Source organism: Pseudomonas sp. BIGb0381 (genome assembly GCF_024809815.1).
Lineage (GTDB): Bacteria > Pseudomonadota > Gammaproteobacteria > Pseudomonadales > Pseudomonadaceae > Aquipseudomonas.
In genome coordinates this window covers 19,638-34,458 of record NZ_JANUEN010000011.1, presented here as the reverse complement: position 1 = coordinate 34,458, position 14,821 = coordinate 19,638, and the positions used below count along the sequence as shown (strand labels likewise).

At 63.2% G+C, this 14,821-nt stretch carries 12 protein-coding genes; all 12 read right to left on the bottom strand.

Annotated elements, in window-relative coordinates:
- Positions 1 to 177: 177 nt before the first annotated feature.
- The 12 genes from M2397_RS24670 to glnE all read right to left on the bottom strand — a co-directional run bounded on the left by M2397_RS24670 (position 178) and on the right by glnE (position 14,723).
- Positions 178 to 1,104, bottom strand: coding sequence for an ABC transporter permease (locus tag M2397_RS24670; RefSeq protein WP_259244658.1), 927 nt, complete (start codon positions 1,102 to 1,104; stop codon positions 178 to 180).
- Positions 1,101 to 2,087 (bottom strand): ABC transporter permease, encoded by a 987-nt coding sequence (locus tag M2397_RS24665; RefSeq protein WP_145335974.1) that lies wholly within the window; start codon positions 2,085 to 2,087, stop codon positions 1,101 to 1,103. Before M2397_RS24665 ends, M2397_RS24670 begins: the two co-directional genes overlap by 4 nt.
- Entirely contained in the window at positions 2,080 to 3,603 is a 1,524-nt protein-coding gene (locus M2397_RS24660) for a sugar ABC transporter ATP-binding protein (protein ID WP_259244657.1), read from the bottom strand. The genes M2397_RS24665 and M2397_RS24660 overlap by 8 nt, the downstream gene beginning before the upstream one ends.
- Positions 3,603 to 4,589 (bottom strand): sugar ABC transporter substrate-binding protein, encoded by a 987-nt coding sequence (locus M2397_RS24655; RefSeq protein WP_131696813.1) that lies wholly within the window; start codon positions 4,587 to 4,589, stop codon positions 3,603 to 3,605. Before M2397_RS24655 ends, M2397_RS24660 begins: the two co-directional genes overlap by 1 nt.
- A 190-nt stretch (positions 4,590 to 4,779) precedes the next feature.
- Complete coding sequence (locus M2397_RS24650; RefSeq protein ID WP_259244656.1) at positions 4,780 to 6,222, bottom strand: lipopolysaccharide kinase InaA family protein; 1,443 nt, start codon at positions 6,220 to 6,222, stop codon at positions 4,780 to 4,782.
- Complete coding sequence (locus M2397_RS24645) at positions 6,222 to 6,974, bottom strand: lipopolysaccharide kinase InaA family protein (RefSeq protein ID WP_131696815.1); 753 nt, start codon at positions 6,972 to 6,974, stop codon at positions 6,222 to 6,224. Before M2397_RS24645 ends, M2397_RS24650 begins: the two co-directional genes overlap by 1 nt.
- Positions 6,971 to 7,705, bottom strand: coding sequence for a lipopolysaccharide kinase InaA family protein (locus M2397_RS24640; RefSeq protein WP_167655567.1), 735 nt, complete (start codon positions 7,703 to 7,705; stop codon positions 6,971 to 6,973). The genes M2397_RS24645 and M2397_RS24640 overlap by 4 nt, the downstream gene beginning before the upstream one ends.
- Positions 7,705 to 8,511 carry a lipopolysaccharide core heptose(I) kinase RfaP gene (rfaP, locus tag M2397_RS24635; RefSeq protein ID WP_259244655.1) on the bottom strand — a complete coding sequence of 269 codons (807 nt, stop codon included), beginning with the start codon at positions 8,509 to 8,511 and terminating at the stop codon, positions 7,705 to 7,707. The genes M2397_RS24640 and rfaP overlap by 1 nt, the downstream gene beginning before the upstream one ends.
- Entirely contained in the window at positions 8,508 to 9,632 is a 1,125-nt protein-coding gene (locus tag M2397_RS24630; RefSeq protein WP_259244654.1) for a glycosyltransferase family 4 protein, read from the bottom strand. The genes rfaP and M2397_RS24630 overlap by 4 nt, the downstream gene beginning before the upstream one ends.
- A complete protein-coding gene (gene waaC / locus M2397_RS24625) occupies positions 9,632 to 10,693 on the bottom strand; it encodes a lipopolysaccharide heptosyltransferase I (protein WP_131696819.1) in 1,062 nt (353 codons plus the stop codon). The genes M2397_RS24630 and waaC overlap by 1 nt, the downstream gene beginning before the upstream one ends.
- 1 nt (position 10,694) lies before the next feature.
- Positions 10,695 to 11,729: a lipopolysaccharide heptosyltransferase II gene (gene waaF / locus M2397_RS24620; RefSeq protein WP_259244653.1), complete on the bottom strand. Its 1,035-nt coding sequence runs from the start codon at positions 11,727 to 11,729 to the stop codon at positions 10,695 to 10,697.
- A 54-nt stretch (positions 11,730 to 11,783) separates the two neighbouring features.
- Positions 11,784 to 14,723: a bifunctional [glutamate--ammonia ligase]-adenylyl-L-tyrosine phosphorylase/[glutamate--ammonia-ligase] adenylyltransferase gene (gene glnE / locus M2397_RS24615; protein WP_259244652.1), complete on the bottom strand. Its 2,940-nt coding sequence runs from the start codon at positions 14,721 to 14,723 to the stop codon at positions 11,784 to 11,786.
- Between the last annotated feature and the right edge of the window lie 98 nt (positions 14,724 to 14,821).

The window sequence follows — 14,821 nt, the reverse complement described above, 5'->3', positions numbered from 1 at the left end:
TTAAATGTGGAAGGCCCCCGCTACCTCTTCGACATAGCGCTGTCGCGCAGCAAACCGGAACCCCTGTGGCGAGCGGGCTTGCCACAGGAATTCGGTCGCCTGAAATTGTTTGTGCAATCAGGGGAGCTTGCTCATGTCCCCAAGCGTCGGATGGAGTCCAGCTTTCGGGGTGCAACACTAGACGCGCTCCAGCATCCGCCGGCTGGCAAAACTGAAGCTCAGCACGATAAAGATCAGCACTCCAGTCGCCACCTGCTGCCAGTAGAAGTTCCAGCCAACCAGCAGCAGCCCGTTGGCGATCACGTTGATAAACAACACGCCCAGCAGGGTCCCGGGGATATTCGCCCGGCCCTGTCTGCTCAAGGTGGTACCGATAAACACCGCACCAATCGCATTGAGCAAAAACGCGTTACCGGACAGCGGCACATAGGCGCTGACTGTCGAACCGAGCAACACGCCCGCCACCCCACAGGCCAGGGCGGTAGCCAGGGCCACGACGGTGACGATGCGCCGCACCGACAACCCCGAGTAATACGCCAGCAGCGGCTGGGTGCCCTGGGCCAGCAATTCGCGACCCAGGCGTCCGCGCGCCAGTGCCAGGCCATAGAACAGCGCCAGCCCCACTACGATCAGCAGCGGTGTCAGCCCCGTCAGCTCAGGCTTCAAGCCTTGGACGATATAGATCGGCTGGCCGCCGTCCGAGAGCAATTGCTGGGCGCTGGTGCCGATAAACAGAGTCCCAAGCGTGGCCAGAAACGGACTGATCCGCAGCCCGGCAATCAAGCCCGCATTGACCAGCCCCACCAGCAGCGCCGCCGCCAGCGCGCCCGTTACGGCCACCGCCCAGCCATGCCCGGCGTTGAGCAGCACGACAAAACTGAAACTGGCAAAGTCCAGCGCCGTGCCCACCGACAGGTCGATGCCACCGGCCGCCACCGCGTAGGTCATGCCGATGGCAACAATCGCCAGCAGCACGAAGTTGTTCAGCACCAGGCTTTGCAGGTTGCCTGCACTGAGGAAGCCCGGCGCTTGCAGCGCAAACACCACGACAATCAGCGTGAATACCAGTGGCAATGTCAGCGGCAATAAGGCCCGTGCGTTCATGCCGTCGCCCCTCGGTTCAATGCACTGGACGCCGCGACGACCAGCAAGATCAACACGCCCTGCACACCATTGACCCAAAAGCTGGAGACGTTAAGCAATTGAAAGCCATTGATCAGAAAACCGATCAACAACGCCGCCAGTAAAGTCCCCGGAATACTCGCCACCAGCCGGCGGGAAAACACCACGCCGAGAAAGGCGATCGCCACCACCGACAGCAGCATGTCGCCAGAACCGGTAGTGCTGCCGCTGAAAAACGCCGCCGAACACAGCGCAGCCACGGCGGCGCACAGGCCGGACAGTAAATAGCTCGACAGCACGTAGGCGGACACGCCAATACCCGCCGCTTCGGCCGCCTGGGGATATTCGCCCACCGCATGCAGGCGCAGCCCGTAGGCCGAATGCTGGATCAGCAATGTCAGCGCCCCCGCTGTCAGCAACAACACCCAGGCCAGGGCCGGTACGCCCAACCAGGCGCCGCCACTGAGCAGGTCCAGTAACGGCGAATCCGTGGAGACCACCGTGTTCTCCGTCAACACCAACTCCAGCCCGGCCAACACATTCATGCTGGCCAGGGTCGCCAGCAACGGCGGCAAACGCAGCACCACCACGGCCATTCCATTGAGCAAGCCGACCGCCAGGCCGCAGCCCAGGGTCAGCAGCAACGTCAACCCGAGATCCAGGCCGGCATTATTGAGGCGGCTGAACACCGCCGCGCACAACCCCAGGTTGGCCGCCAGCGACAGGTCCAGTCCTCCGGACACCACGTTAGAACCGCCGCCGATAATCACACAGGTGAGCCCGAAGGCCAGCACACCGAGGATCGCCGACTGGCTGAACACATTGGCCAGATTACCCACCGACAGAAAGTTCGGCGCAGCCACGGCAAACCCCAGCAGGATCGCCACAAACACGCCCACCGAACCACGGCGCAGCACCAGCACCCACAACCGCTGCGATAACCCAGGAGCCGCCGCGTCAAGCATGTTCCACCTCGCGAACGTTTGAAGCCGCAGCAGCCACGGCTCCCGTCGCACAGGCCAGCAACTGATCGCTGTCCGCTTCCCCCGCACGGAATTCAGCGGCGATCTCCCCCCGATGCAACACCAGGATGCGATCACTGACCCCCAACAACTCCGGCAAATCCGAAGACAACACCAGCACCGCCGCGCCCTCTTCCACCAAGCGCCCGATCAAGCGATAGATCTCCACCTTGGCGCCCACATCCACCCCCACGCAGGGCTCATCCAGCAGGTACACCGCCGAGCGGCGGCTCAGCCATTTTCCCAGGGCGACTTTCTGCTGGTTGCCGCCACTGAGCTGGCTGACGGCCGCTTGGGGCCCCGGCGCCTTGATTGCCAATTCGTCGATCAGCCGCAGGCATTCCGCCTGCTCCTTGCGACGGCTTAACAACCCCCAGCGGCTGAACCGCCCGAGCCCCGCCAGCGTGAGGTTTTCCAGCACCGAAAGCACTGGCGAAATTCCCTGGCTGCGCCGCTCTTCGGGCACCAGCGCAATACCCGCGGCAATCGCCTGGCCCGGCGAACGCAGGCGCAGTAAACGCCCGTCCAGATGCACACTGCCGCTGTCGGCGCGCTCGACACCGAAGAGTGTCTTGAACAACTCCTTGGCTCCGGAGCCAACCAGCCCGGTCAGGCCGACGATTTCTCCGCGCCGCACTTCCAGATCGATCTGCCGATAGCGCCGCGCCAGGCTCAACCCGCGTACCTGCAACAACGGCGCCCCCAGTGCGACCTTGGCCTTGGGGTACATCTCCTGCACTTCGCGATTGACCATCAGCCGCGCAATCTCGGCGCTGGACGTATGCCGTGGTTGCACCACCGCTACGTCCCGGCCATTGCGCAGCACCGTGACTTCATCGCACAGGCTGTCGATTTCCTGCAGGTAGTGGGAGATGTACAGGATGGATAAACCCTGGTCGCGCAGGCGCTTGACGATGCGCAGCAACTGGTCGACTTCGCGCTTGACCAGCGCCACGCTGGGTTCGTCGAACACCAGAATCTTGGGCTGGCGAATCAACGCACGGGTGATTTGCAGCACCTGGCGCTCGGCACTGCTCAGCTCACTCACCAGCGCGCCGGCGGGCAATTGCAGATCAAAATATTCCGCCAGCAAGCGCTCGGCTTCACGCTGCTGCCGGCGTCGATCCACAAACGGCCCGCGCCGCAACTCATGCCCGAAAAACAGCGCTTCGCCCACGGTAAAACTCGCCGGCAACAGGCGCTCCTGATGGATGAACTGCACGCCCAGCGCATCCACCTGACGCGGTGAAAGCGCGGCGTACGACTGGCCACCGATACTCACCTGCCCCGCGTCCGCCTTGTGGATGCCGGCCAGGATCTTGATCAAGGTCGACTTGCCCGCACCGTTCTCCCCGACCAGACCGTGGATGCTGCCGCGTTCGACTTTAAGGCTCGCATCATCCAGCGCCAGGGTGGCGCCAAAGCGTTTATGCAGGTGTTGCAGGTGCAATGCCGGCATCAGTCACCCCGCAGTTGCTGAACCTGCGCCAGGTTGGCGGCGGTGGTCAGCAGCGTGGCGACATGGGTTTCCTTGGGCAGGTCACGTTGCCCGGCCAGGTAACGCGCCACGTTCTGCACAGCGGTCTTGCCGATCAACGCCGGTTGCTGCGCCACCACCGCCCCCACCGGCGAATTCGCCTGGCCGAGCAGCGCCAGCACTTCCGGCGTACCGTCGACGCCGTAAGTCTTGATCTCGGTGCGCTTGGCATCGATCAGCGCCTTGCTCGCGCCCAGTTGCGGAATATCCCACGCCGACCAGATCGCCGAGACGCTGCCCGCCGGGTATTTGTTGAGCAGCGCCGACACTTGGGAATAGGCGTCCTGCACGGTGTTGGGGATCACGTCGCGAAGCTCCGGCTGGATGATTTCCAGCTGGGGGTAATCCTTGAGCGCCAGCTTCAACTGGTCATAACGGATCGCACACACCGGCACGCCGTAGAAGCCGTTGAACACCAGGATCTTGCCTTTGCCGCCAGCGTCCTTGATCAATTGATCGGCCAAGGCCTTGCCGGTGGCGACGTTGTCGGAGGTGGTGTTGTTGAGGCTGTATTGGGACGGTGCATCGATGGTGAACAACGGGATGCCGGCCTTGCTGATGCGCTTGAGCCAGGGGTCGATCACGCTGAGGGTGCCGAGGGTCTGGATCACGGCGTCGGGTTTCTGGGTGACCACCGTTTGCAGTTGGGTCACCAGGTTCTTGTCATTACGCCCGGCATCGAGGGTGATCGGCGTGCCGCCCAGGCGCTTGATCTCATCGACCTGGGCCTGGAACGCCTTGATATCGAAATAGTGACTGGTGCCGGTCATGCTCACTGCAATGCGCTTGCCGGCCAGGGACGGCACCGCATCATCGCCCTCGGCGGCCTGGACACTGACGACATGGCCCAGCAACAGCACGGCGCCAAGGCAGATCAAACGGGAAAACGAGGAAAGGCTGGAAGGCATACAGGGCTCCGCTGCGACCGGTGAAAGGGTTCACCAGGAGGCATTGCAGAGCCCGTGCCAGGATTTTTATTGCATCAAATCAAGGGCATAACGTTTGCGGGTTAAGGCGGGCTGTCGTTATGAGCCAACAACTGTCCGATAACTGTTGCTCAGGCAACAGTTCTTGATCGTTCACCCTGCGTGGGAACGATCAGGTCGGTTGCTTCGGCAAACGCTGATCAATCATCTGATACAACGCACTACTCTCAGGCCAATTTCGCATAAACCGCGCACGGTCCCTGGCATACGCCGGGGCGAAGCTGGCGGCAGAGCTGTGTTGGCACATCGCGTCGAGGTCGATCAGCGACCAGCGATCCTTATCCCAGAACAGGTTATGGCCCTTGAAGTCGCCATGGCTGATGCGCTCGCGAATCAGCTCGGCGAACAAATGGTCCAGCGCCAGCAGTTCATCTTCCGGCGCGTCACCGTGTTCGATATAGGGCGCGAAACGCTCGATGATGTCCGGGCCCGGCAGGTATTCGGTGACCAGGTAAGCGCGGCTGCGCAGCCAGAAAAAACGCTTTTCCAACACGGCCAGCGGCTTGGGCGTGGCGATGCCGAGGAAGGCCAGGCGATTGCCTTCGCGCCAGGAATGCCAGGCGCGGCTCGGGCGCCAGAAGCGCTTGAGCCAATGGGCGAAGCCCTTGATGTTGTAGCGCTTGATCACCAGCGGCCGGCCGGCCACTTCGACCTTGGCCACACTGGCCGCACCACCGGTCTTGTACAGGTGGCCCTGATCCAGCAGCGCATCCGCCTGCGCCAGCACCGGCAGCATCGCGGACTCTTCTTCGCGACGAATCGCGCGCAAGGCAAAGGCGCCACGCACCACGCTGAACAGCGTGCAGTCGCGGCCCACCTTGTTCAAGAAGTCCTTCAGGCGCCAGGCGCTGACCTTGCGCACCTGTTTTTCCAGGGCTTCGAGGGGCAAGGCGTGCTCGCCGTTGCCCAGCAGGTAGTACACCAGTAATTCTTCGGTAAACGGCTCGAGGTTTTTCGGCAATTGGGCGAAAAATACCCCGAGGTTTTCCAGCACGCGGTTACGCGACAGTGGCTTGCCGGCCTCTTCGACGCGAATACCGGCGCCATCGATCAGGTACAGCTTGCCGTCCTGGCGCAGCAGGTTGTCCAGGTGCAGGTCTTCCTGCCACAGGCCCTTGGCATGCATCTGCCCGATCGCACCCAGCGCCTCGGCCAGCACGGCGGTTTGCTCGTCGGCCAGGGGCGGCAGCGCTTCGACTGCCTGCCAGGCATCGGCCAGGCTCTCGGCGCCTTCGATAAATTCGAACAGCAGCCAGCCGCCCTCGCCTTCCTGCAAGCCATCGGCGAGCAATAGCGGGGTGGTCAGGCCTTGCTCGGCCAGCAGGCGAACGCCGCTGAGTTCACGCTGGAAATGCCGCGCGGCCTTGCTGCCCACCAATAATTTGGCCAGCACCGGACGCCCGCGCCATACCGCCGCGCCCACGTAGCGCTCGCCCGGCAACACCCGCAACAGGCTCAGCAGCTGCAGTTGGCCAGGGCCGGCGGCATCCGCCAGGTCGATAGTGAGGGGCAGGCTCGGCGTGCGGCCGGCGTGTTTCAACTCGGACAGACGCATCAGCGGTTCTCCTTGTGGCTACGCCGCTTCGTCAGGCGTTGCAGCCAGGCGGTGACGAGTGCGCTGCCCTCGGGCTGATCGAGGTAAGCCGCCAGCAGCTGACGCACCTGGGCGTCCGACCACTGCGGCGCACGGCGCAACAACGGTTCCAGGTCCTTGACCCGGTCCCGCCAGCCGAACAGCAGCGGGCGGGTTTTCTCCAGGTCGATCAACTGCGCGGCGTAGCCGTCACCAGTGGCCTGCAGGAAAATATGCTTGGGGTAAAAACAGCCATGCACCTGGCCGACGCTGTGCAACCGGCGCGCCAACAGGCCGCAGGCCAGCAGGATTGCGCGGTGCTGAGCGTCGCTCAGTTGCGCCCATTGTTCCAGCAACGAATCCAGGTCATTCCAGCCGTCCAGGGCACGGGTCAGCAGCATCGCGCGGTGTTCACCGGCGACTTTGCGCTCGCCGTAGAACGCCGCCTGCAGCGCCGGGATCCCGAGCTTGCGGTAACGGCTGATGTTGCGGAACTCGCGGGAAAAACTCGGCTCGCCCAAGGGCCGGTGCAAGCTGCGCGTGAGGTAGTTGCTCTGGCGCTTGAGGTAATAACCGTGGCCGTCGAGCTCCAGGCGAAACACGCTGCTCCAGCCGCCACGGCTGGTGTTCGGCTCGTCCACCGCGTCCAGTTGCTTGGCCCACAGGGCGTCGAAGGTCGCAAGGCCGTGGCGCTCCAGCAGGGCGCGATCTTCAGCCGCCAGGAAATCACTCATTCACGTCCCTCGAAAAACTTCACTACGTGGCGAATCCGCCGTTTGTCCGACTCACTCAGGTGCCGACACTGACGGTACTGCATGTAGAAGCGCAGGCGCTGGGTGGCCGACAAGTGATACTTGGCCACCTTGTCCAGGCAGGCCAGGTCCTTGGTAATGCGGTACTTGAGCCAGAAACCGCGCCAGAAATCGCCGTTGGGGCAATCGATCAGGTACAGGGTGGCCTGGTCGTCGATCAGCAGGTTGCGCCACTTCAAGTCGTTATGGGTAAAGCGATGATCGTGCATGGTGCGCGTGTATTCGGCGAGCTGGCGGCTGACCGCGCTGACCCACCTGGGATCGCGCAGGCGCGCATCCTTACGTTCGGCCAGGACCGAGAGGTCTTCTGTCCTCGGCAACTCGCGCGTGATCATCGCGCCACGATCATAGGCCAGGCCGCTGCGTTCCAGGCCCCAGGCGACCACGTCGGCAGTGGGAATGCCCCACTTGGCGAAGCGCTTGAGGTTCTGCCATTCGGACTTGACCCGCGGCTTGCCCAGGTAACGCCGCAGGCCCTTGCCGGCGCCGGTGTAGCGCTTGACGTAGTAATTGACCCCGTCACGCTCCACCCGGATTACTTCCGACAGTGGGTCGCGGGTCAGCCGCTCGCCTTGCAGGGCAAACACCGCTTCGAGACTTCCAAAATCATCCGCCAAGGCGGCGTAGGCAGGTTCCAGGTTCCAACCCGCCATCAGATCGCATCCCCGTAACGTTGCTTGCGGGCGTACAACTTGTCGGCCTTGCGTTGCATCAGGCTCAGGGACGCCGATTGCTCGGCCAGGATCTGACGCAGCGGTTGGCGGAAATAGCCCTTGAGGAAGCGCAGTTTATCGCGCCGGGTCAGGCCGATTTCCAGCGCCGAGTAGTACAGCGCGGCGAGGTCCTTGTCGCGCCAACGCATTGGCAGATGGGCGCGCATCTGCGCCCGGTGCAGGTCGATCACCGAGAGCTTGATGTTGCGTGCGTCGATCGGCTTGGACGTGTCCAGCAGGAAGTGGCACAGGTAGCAATCGCGGTGATTCACGCCGCCCCGGTGCATGTCGCCGACCATGCGCGCCAGTTCGGCCGTGAGCGCATGGCGCAGTGCAGGTGTGGGCGGTTCGGCGACCCAGTTGACGGTGAGGTCTTCAAGGCTGACGGTCGGCGCCAATTCTTCAGTGATGATGAACGAGTGCTGGTCCGCCGGGTTGCTGCCTTTTTCGCCGAAGGCCACGCCGTTCATGGTCGGTACGCCGATCTCCTGCAAGCGGTGAATGGCATCCCATTCCAGGCCGGCGCCGAGCACCGGCAGCTTGGCGGTGATCAGGTTCTTGAAGATTTCCGCCCACCCGATGCCACGGTGGATTTTCACGAAATACGGGCGGCCATCCACCTCGGTGCGCAGCGTGCGACGCGCCGCCAGTTCACGGAATACCTGGCCTTGCAGTTTCTCGACTTCGGCAAAGGCGTCACGACCGGCCCATAACGTCTTGAACGGTTCGGCAAGAATCAACTTCATCGTTTTGGCTCCGCCAGAATCACATCCGCAGCGTGCTGCGGCATGCTGTAGAGGTCGGCCGTCTCGGCGAAGGCCAACCCATTGCGGCCCCAGGCCGCGCGCTGTGCAGAATCGGTCAACATCTGCGCCAGGTACTGGTTCAACTGAGCCTGTTCAAACGGCTCGTCCAGCACCATGCCGCTGTCGGCTTCGGCGATGTAATGGGCATAACCACACACGGCCGAGACCAGCACCGGCAACCCGGCCACCAGGGCTTCGAGCAATACGGTGCCGGTGTTTTCGTTGTACGCCGGGTGGATCAACAGGTCGGCGCCCAGCAGGAAACGCGGAATATCGCTGCGACCCTTGAGGAACTGCACGTTATCGCCCAGCCCAAGGGTGGCGCTTTGCAGTTGGAATACTTTGGGGTCGTCCTGGCCGATTACAAACAGGCGCGTGCGTTTTTTCAGCTCAGCCGGCAACGCGGCGACGGCCTTGAGGCTACGGTCGACGCCCTTGGTCTTGAAGCCGGAACCGATTTGCACCAGCAGCAGGTCGTCAGCGCCCAGGTTGAATTCCTTGCGGAAGCCTTCACGAATCTCGGCCGCATTCGGCGGCGCGCGGCGGTCCTGGGCGATGCCCGGTGGCAGCAGGTGGAAGCGCTCCAGCGGCGTGTCATAATGCTTGATGAACAGCGGCTGCTGCACTTCGGAAATCATCAAGACTTCGGTCTTGGCGTCCTTGGCAAACACCGCGCGCTCGTACTCGGCAAAGTGGCGATAGCGGCCAAAACTGCGGTACAGCGAATGGCGCAGGTTTTGCGCCTTGTCTTCAAAGCAGCCGTCGGCGGCGTAGTACACGTCGAGGCCGGGCATCTTGTTGAAGCCGATCAGACGGTCCACCGGGCGCTTGGCCAGGTCGGCCGCCATCCAGGCGCTGAGCTTCTCGTTGCGCCGATGGTTGAAGAACGCCTTGACCGGCGCCACCAGCACTTCGAAACCCGGCGGAATGTCACCTTCCCAGATCAGCGTGTAGACACGAATCTGATGGCCGCGCTGCTGGCACTCCAGGGCGATGCGCATGAAGTCGCGCTGCAGGCCGCCGAAGGGGAAATATTTGTACAGAACAAAAGCCAGTTGCATCAGTGCAGCTCCTCAGCCAGTAACAACGTGCTCAGCCGGGTTGCCACACGCTCAGGGTTCAGGCGCGTGAAACACAGGGGCGACTCGCGCTTGATGTCGAACCGACGCAGGTCGTCGGCTGTCGGTTGATAGGTACATTGTTTTTGCAGGCACGGCGCACACGGAAAGTCGCTGGCCAGGTGAATCTGGCCCTTGCCGTAGGCGCCGGTCAGGCCGGGGTTGGTGGGGCCGAACAGGGAAATGGTCGGCACATCCAGTGCCGCCGCCAGATGCCCCAATCCGGTGTCCACCGCCACACAGGCGCGGGCGCCAGCCAATACACGGGCCACACCGGCCAGGTTCAGCTTGGGCAGCACTTCGGCGTTGTTCAGGCCTTGGGCCAAGCGCTCAGCCCGGGCCTTTTCGGCGGCGTTGCCCCAGGGCAACTTCACGTCCACGCCCAGGCGGCCCATGCGTTCAGCCAACTCGCGCCAATAGGCTTCGGGCCAATGCTTGGTGTCCCAGGTGGTGCCGTGCAGCAGCAGGACGAAGGGCTTTTTCGGCGGCAGGCCGAGGAGTTTTTCGGTGCTGAGGCCGTAGTCACCCAAGCCTTTGGGCAAGTCATAGCCGAGGGCCACGGCGAACAGTTGACGCAAACGCTCCACCGCATGCTGCCCACGGGCCACGGCTAGGCGCCGCGAATAGAAGCGCGCCGCAATCGGCTCACGGGCCGAGTGCTGGTCGAATCCGGCCACCGGAGCACGCACGTAGCGGGTCAGCCAGGCACTTTTGAACAGGCCCTGGGCATCGATCACCAGGTCGTATTTGGTCGACTGGACTTGCTGCTTGAAGCGCCGCCACTCGCCGCTCTTGAAGGTTTGCCAGAGGTTCTTGCGCCAGCGGCGGATCGCCACCGGGATCACCTTGTCGACGGCCGGGTGCCAGGTGGGGATTTCGGCGAAGCCTTCTTCCACCACCCAGTCGAAGCGAATGCCAGGGATCGCCCGCGCCGCATCGGTCAGTGCCGGCAAGGCATGGATCACGTCGCCCAGGGATGAGGTCTTGATTACCAGTACCCGCAACTCAGTGAACCTCGACCACGTCGCCCTGCAACCGCTGCAAGGCATCGGTTACCGGCTGCGGCAGCAATTGGCGCATGCAGTTGTAATGGCCGAAACGGCAGGTGCGATCAAAACACGGGCTGCAATCCAGCCCCAGGCGCACCACTTCGACCTGGTCGGCCAACGGCGGGGTGAAGCCCGGCGAGGTGGAACCGTACACCGCCACCAACGGGCGATTCAGCGCAGCGGCGACGTGCATCAGGCCGGAGTCGTTGGACACCACCGAATCGGCGCAGGACAGCAGGTCGATGGCCTCGGCCAGGGACGTGTCGCCACTGAGGTTCACCGCTTCTTCGCGCAGGCCGGGGATCAGGCGCTGGCGAATGTCCTCACCTACCGGGTGATCCTTCTTCGAACCAAACAACCACACCTGCCAGCCTTCACGGATCTTGGTCTCGGCAACCTTGGCGTAGTGCTCCGACGGCCAACGCTTGGACTCGCCAAACTCGGCGCCGGGGCACAGGGCCAACACCGGGCGATCAAGGACCAGGCCGAACTTGGCGAGTGCCGCATCGCGGGTCACCGGGTCGATCTGCAGGCTGGGGCGCGGGTATGGCTTGGGCAACTCGGCATCCGGCGCATAGGCCAGGGCCATGAAACGCTCGATCATCAGCGGGTAGCGCGCCTTGTCCAGCGTGCGCACGTCGTTGAGCAAGACGTAGCGAAACTCGCCGCGCCAGCCGGTGCGCTTGGGAATGCCGGCAAAATACGGCACCAGCGCCGACTTCAGCGAGTTGGGCAACAGGATCGCCTGGTCGTACTGGCCCGCCAGGGATTTACCGATGCGACGGCGGGTCGCCAGTTCCAGGGCACCGTGGCCGAGCGGAAAGCTCAAGGCCTTGCGCACTTCGGGCATGCGCTCGAGGATCGGTCGGCTCCACTCAGGAGCGAGCACGTCGATCTGGCAGTCTGGGTAGCGCACGCGCAGGCTCTGGAACAGTGTCTGCGCCATCACCATGTCACCGACCCAACTGGGCCCAACGATCAGAATATTCATGTAGTTTCCACAAACGATGCGGGGAGGCTTATGCCTCCCCGCCCTAATAGTGTTTCAACTCAACCCCAGCGCCTGCCAGATTCGCATCACCTGGCGCCGTTCGTCAGCGAACTGATCACCGGGCACCGTACCGGCCTCGTTTTGCAAGGCCTGGCGATGCGCGGCGGAACGGTAGGCCTTATACACCTCGCGCAGCAGATGGGCATCGGCGGCGGGCATCAACCCCACCTGCTCCAGGCCTTCCAGAATGCGGATATTGTCGGTATAGCGCAGCAACGATGGATGTTGCGCAGACCACGCCAAAGCCGCGTATTGCACCATAAATTCAATATCGACGATACCTCCGGCGTCCTGCTTGAGGTCGAACAGCGCCGTGGCGTCGAAGGCATTGGCGCCGGTGCCGGCCGCCGTGGCCTTGGTACCCAGGTTGTCGCGCATCTTGGCGCGCATCTCGCTGACCTCCTGCCGCAACTTCGCCAAGTCGCGCTCACGCCCGAGGACTTTAGCCCTTACCTGCTCGAATGCCTGGCCCACATCCTGGCTGCCCACCAGCACCCGCGCGCGGATCAGGGCCTGATGTTCCCAGGTCCATGCTTCATTTTGTTGATAGCGGTCAAACGCCCCGAGGGAACTGACCAATAACCCGGATGCGCCGGAAGGTCGCAGACGCATGTCCACTTCATACAACTGGCCGGAGTTGGTCTGGGTGGTCAGCAGGTGAATGATCCGCTGGCCCAGGCGCGTGAAGAACTGCGCGCCGTCGATCGGCTTGGCACCGTCGGTCTCGGCCTGCGGATCGCCATCGTGGATAAACACCAGATCCAGATCAGAACCATGCCCCAATTCGATGCCGCCGACTTTCCCATAACCGACAATGATGAACCCAGGATCGCACAGGGTACCGTCCAACCGCTGCGGCGAACCGTGCCGGGCGACCGTCTGGCGCCAGGCCAGGGCCAGCACTTGTTCGAGGATGGCTTCGGCGAGCCAGGTCAGGTAGTCGCTGACTTTCATCAACGGCAGGCTGCCGGCGATTTCCGAAGCGGCCACGCGCAGGCGGTGGGCCAGTTTGAAGTGCCGCAGGGCTTCCATCTGCTGCTCCAGGTCATCCTCGGGGATGCGCGTGAGGCGTTCGCGCAACTCGGCGGCGAGTTCCGGCGCCAGCGGTGGCTTGAACAGGCGGCCTTCGTTGAGCAATTCATCCAGCAGCAGCGGGAAGCGCGTGATCTGCTCGGCGATCCACGGGCTGGCGGCACACAGGGTCAGCAGGCGGCGCAGGGCGTCGGGATTCTCCGTCAGCAGCACCAGATAGGCCGAACGGCGGGCGACAGCTTCCACCAACGGCAGTACGCGCTCCAGCACCAGGTCCGGGTTGGCGTGCTCGACGGCCTGGGCCAGCAGGCGTGGGATAAACGCATCCAGGCGTTCGCGCCCCAAGCGTTGCATGGCGCGCAGTTGCGGGCTGTTGCGCAGACTGGCCAGGGCTTTAAGGGCTTTGGTGGCGTCAGTGAAGCCGCCTTCAGCCAATTGGCGGCAGGCGGCCTCTTCGTCCTGGGACTCTTCCCACAGCGGCAACCATTCCCCACCTACGACCAACTCGCTTTCCGCACCTTCTTCCTCATCGGGATCCGCAATCACCTGGCGGAAGTGCCAGTCCACGCGGCCACGCCAGTACATCAGGCGCTCATGGAACGCCGTCCAGTCGGCAAAGCCGAGCATAAAGGCAATGCGCGCCTGGTCTTCAGGGCTGTCCGGCAGCATTTGGGTCTGGCGGTCGGCAATCGCCTGGATCGCATGTTCGGTGTAACGCAGGAATTCATAGCCATTGCGCAACTCGGCGATCACCGCCGGCGGCAGGTAACCCTGGCCTTCCAGGGTGCCGAGCACCTTGAGCAGCGGCCGTTGCTGCAGGCTAAGGTCGCGGCCGCCGTGGATCAGCTGGAATGCCTGGGCGATAAATTCCACTTCGCGGATGCCGCCCGAGCCCAGCTTGATATTGTCGGCCATGCCTTTGCGCCGGACTTCCTGCTGGATCAGCTGCTTCATGGTGCGCAGCGCTTCGATGGCGGAAAAGTCCAGGTAGCGGCGGTACACGAACGGTCGCAGCATATCGAGCAACTGCGCACCGGCAACCTGGTCACCGGCGACCACGCGCGCCTTGATCATGGCGTAGCGTTCCCAGTCGCGGCCCTGGTCCTGGTAGTACTGTTCCAGCGCATTGAAGCTGAGCACCAGGGCACCGGCCGAACCGTAGGGGCGCAGGCGCATGTCGACACGGAACACAAAGCCGTCGACGGTCATCGGGTCGAGGGCCTTGATCAATTTTTGACCAAGGCGAATAAAGAATTCCTGGTTATCCAGGGAGCGCTTCACGCCCACTGTTTCGCCGCCCTCGGGGTAGGCGAAGATCAGGTCGATATCCGACGACAGGTTCAGCTCTACCGCACCGAGCTTGCCCATGCCGAGGATGACCATGTGCTGCGGCTCGCCGCTGCGCCGCCCGGTCGGCGTGCCGAACTGTACGCAGTGGCGCTGGTACAGCCATTGATAGGCCTGGTCGATACTGGCGTCGGCCATGTCGGAGAGGTCGCGACAGGTGTGCACCAGGTCGGCCTGGCGGGTCAGGTCGCGCCAGATGATGCGCACTTGCTGGCGCGTACGCTGGCGACGCAGTACACGGCCCAGCTCATCTTCTGTTTCGACCTGTTGCACGGCCCCGGCAATCTGCCCGCACAGCTCACCCGGCGCAAAGCCGCGATCCAGCTCGCCCCAGGCAGCCAACTCGAGCAACATCAAAGGGTCACGAACACTCTGTTCAATGACGAAATCACTGGCGGCGCACACCCGGGCGAAGTCGTCCCACCGTTGCGGCGTCCACGCAGAAAGGCCATGATCGGCGTCCAGCGCGGCCACGGCGTCACGAAATGACTGCTCGGCCCGCTGGGCTTTTGGCAACAGAATGGCCGGCAGTTCGGCCAGCGTTGGAAGGCTCATGGTCTATCCTTGGTCGGCGCGTAATTGGCTTGCTGCTGTGAAGGCGAGTACCGCGCTCGATGAAGGACTGTCGAACAAAGGTGATAAATAGCTGAAAA

Coding starts and splice junctions, on each gene's coding strand:
- M2397_RS24670 (WP_259244658.1), bottom strand. CDS start 1,104: ATGAACGCACGGGCCTTATTGCCGCTGACATTGCCACTGGTATTCACG.
- M2397_RS24665 (WP_145335974.1), bottom strand. CDS start 2,087: ATGCTTGACGCGGCGGCTCCTGGGTTATCGCAGCGGTTGTGGGTGCTG.
- M2397_RS24660 (WP_259244657.1), bottom strand. CDS start 3,603: ATGCCGGCATTGCACCTGCAACACCTGCATAAACGCTTTGGCGCCACC.
- M2397_RS24655 (WP_131696813.1), bottom strand. CDS start 4,589: ATGCCTTCCAGCCTTTCCTCGTTTTCCCGTTTGATCTGCCTTGGCGCC.
- M2397_RS24650 (WP_259244656.1), bottom strand. CDS start 6,222: ATGCGTCTGTCCGAGTTGAAACACGCCGGCCGCACGCCGAGCCTGCCC.
- M2397_RS24645 (WP_131696815.1), bottom strand. CDS start 6,974: ATGAGTGATTTCCTGGCGGCTGAAGATCGCGCCCTGCTGGAGCGCCAC.
- M2397_RS24640 (WP_167655567.1), bottom strand. CDS start 7,705: ATGGCGGGTTGGAACCTGGAACCTGCCTACGCCGCCTTGGCGGATGAT.
- rfaP (WP_259244655.1), bottom strand. CDS start 8,511: ATGAAGTTGATTCTTGCCGAACCGTTCAAGACGTTATGGGCCGGTCGT.
- M2397_RS24630 (WP_259244654.1), bottom strand. CDS start 9,632: ATGCAACTGGCTTTTGTTCTGTACAAATATTTCCCCTTCGGCGGCCTG.
- waaF (WP_259244653.1), bottom strand. CDS start 11,729: ATGAATATTCTGATCGTTGGGCCCAGTTGGGTCGGTGACATGGTGATG.
- glnE (WP_259244652.1), bottom strand. CDS start 14,723: ATGAGCCTTCCAACGCTGGCCGAACTGCCGGCCATTCTGTTGCCAAAA.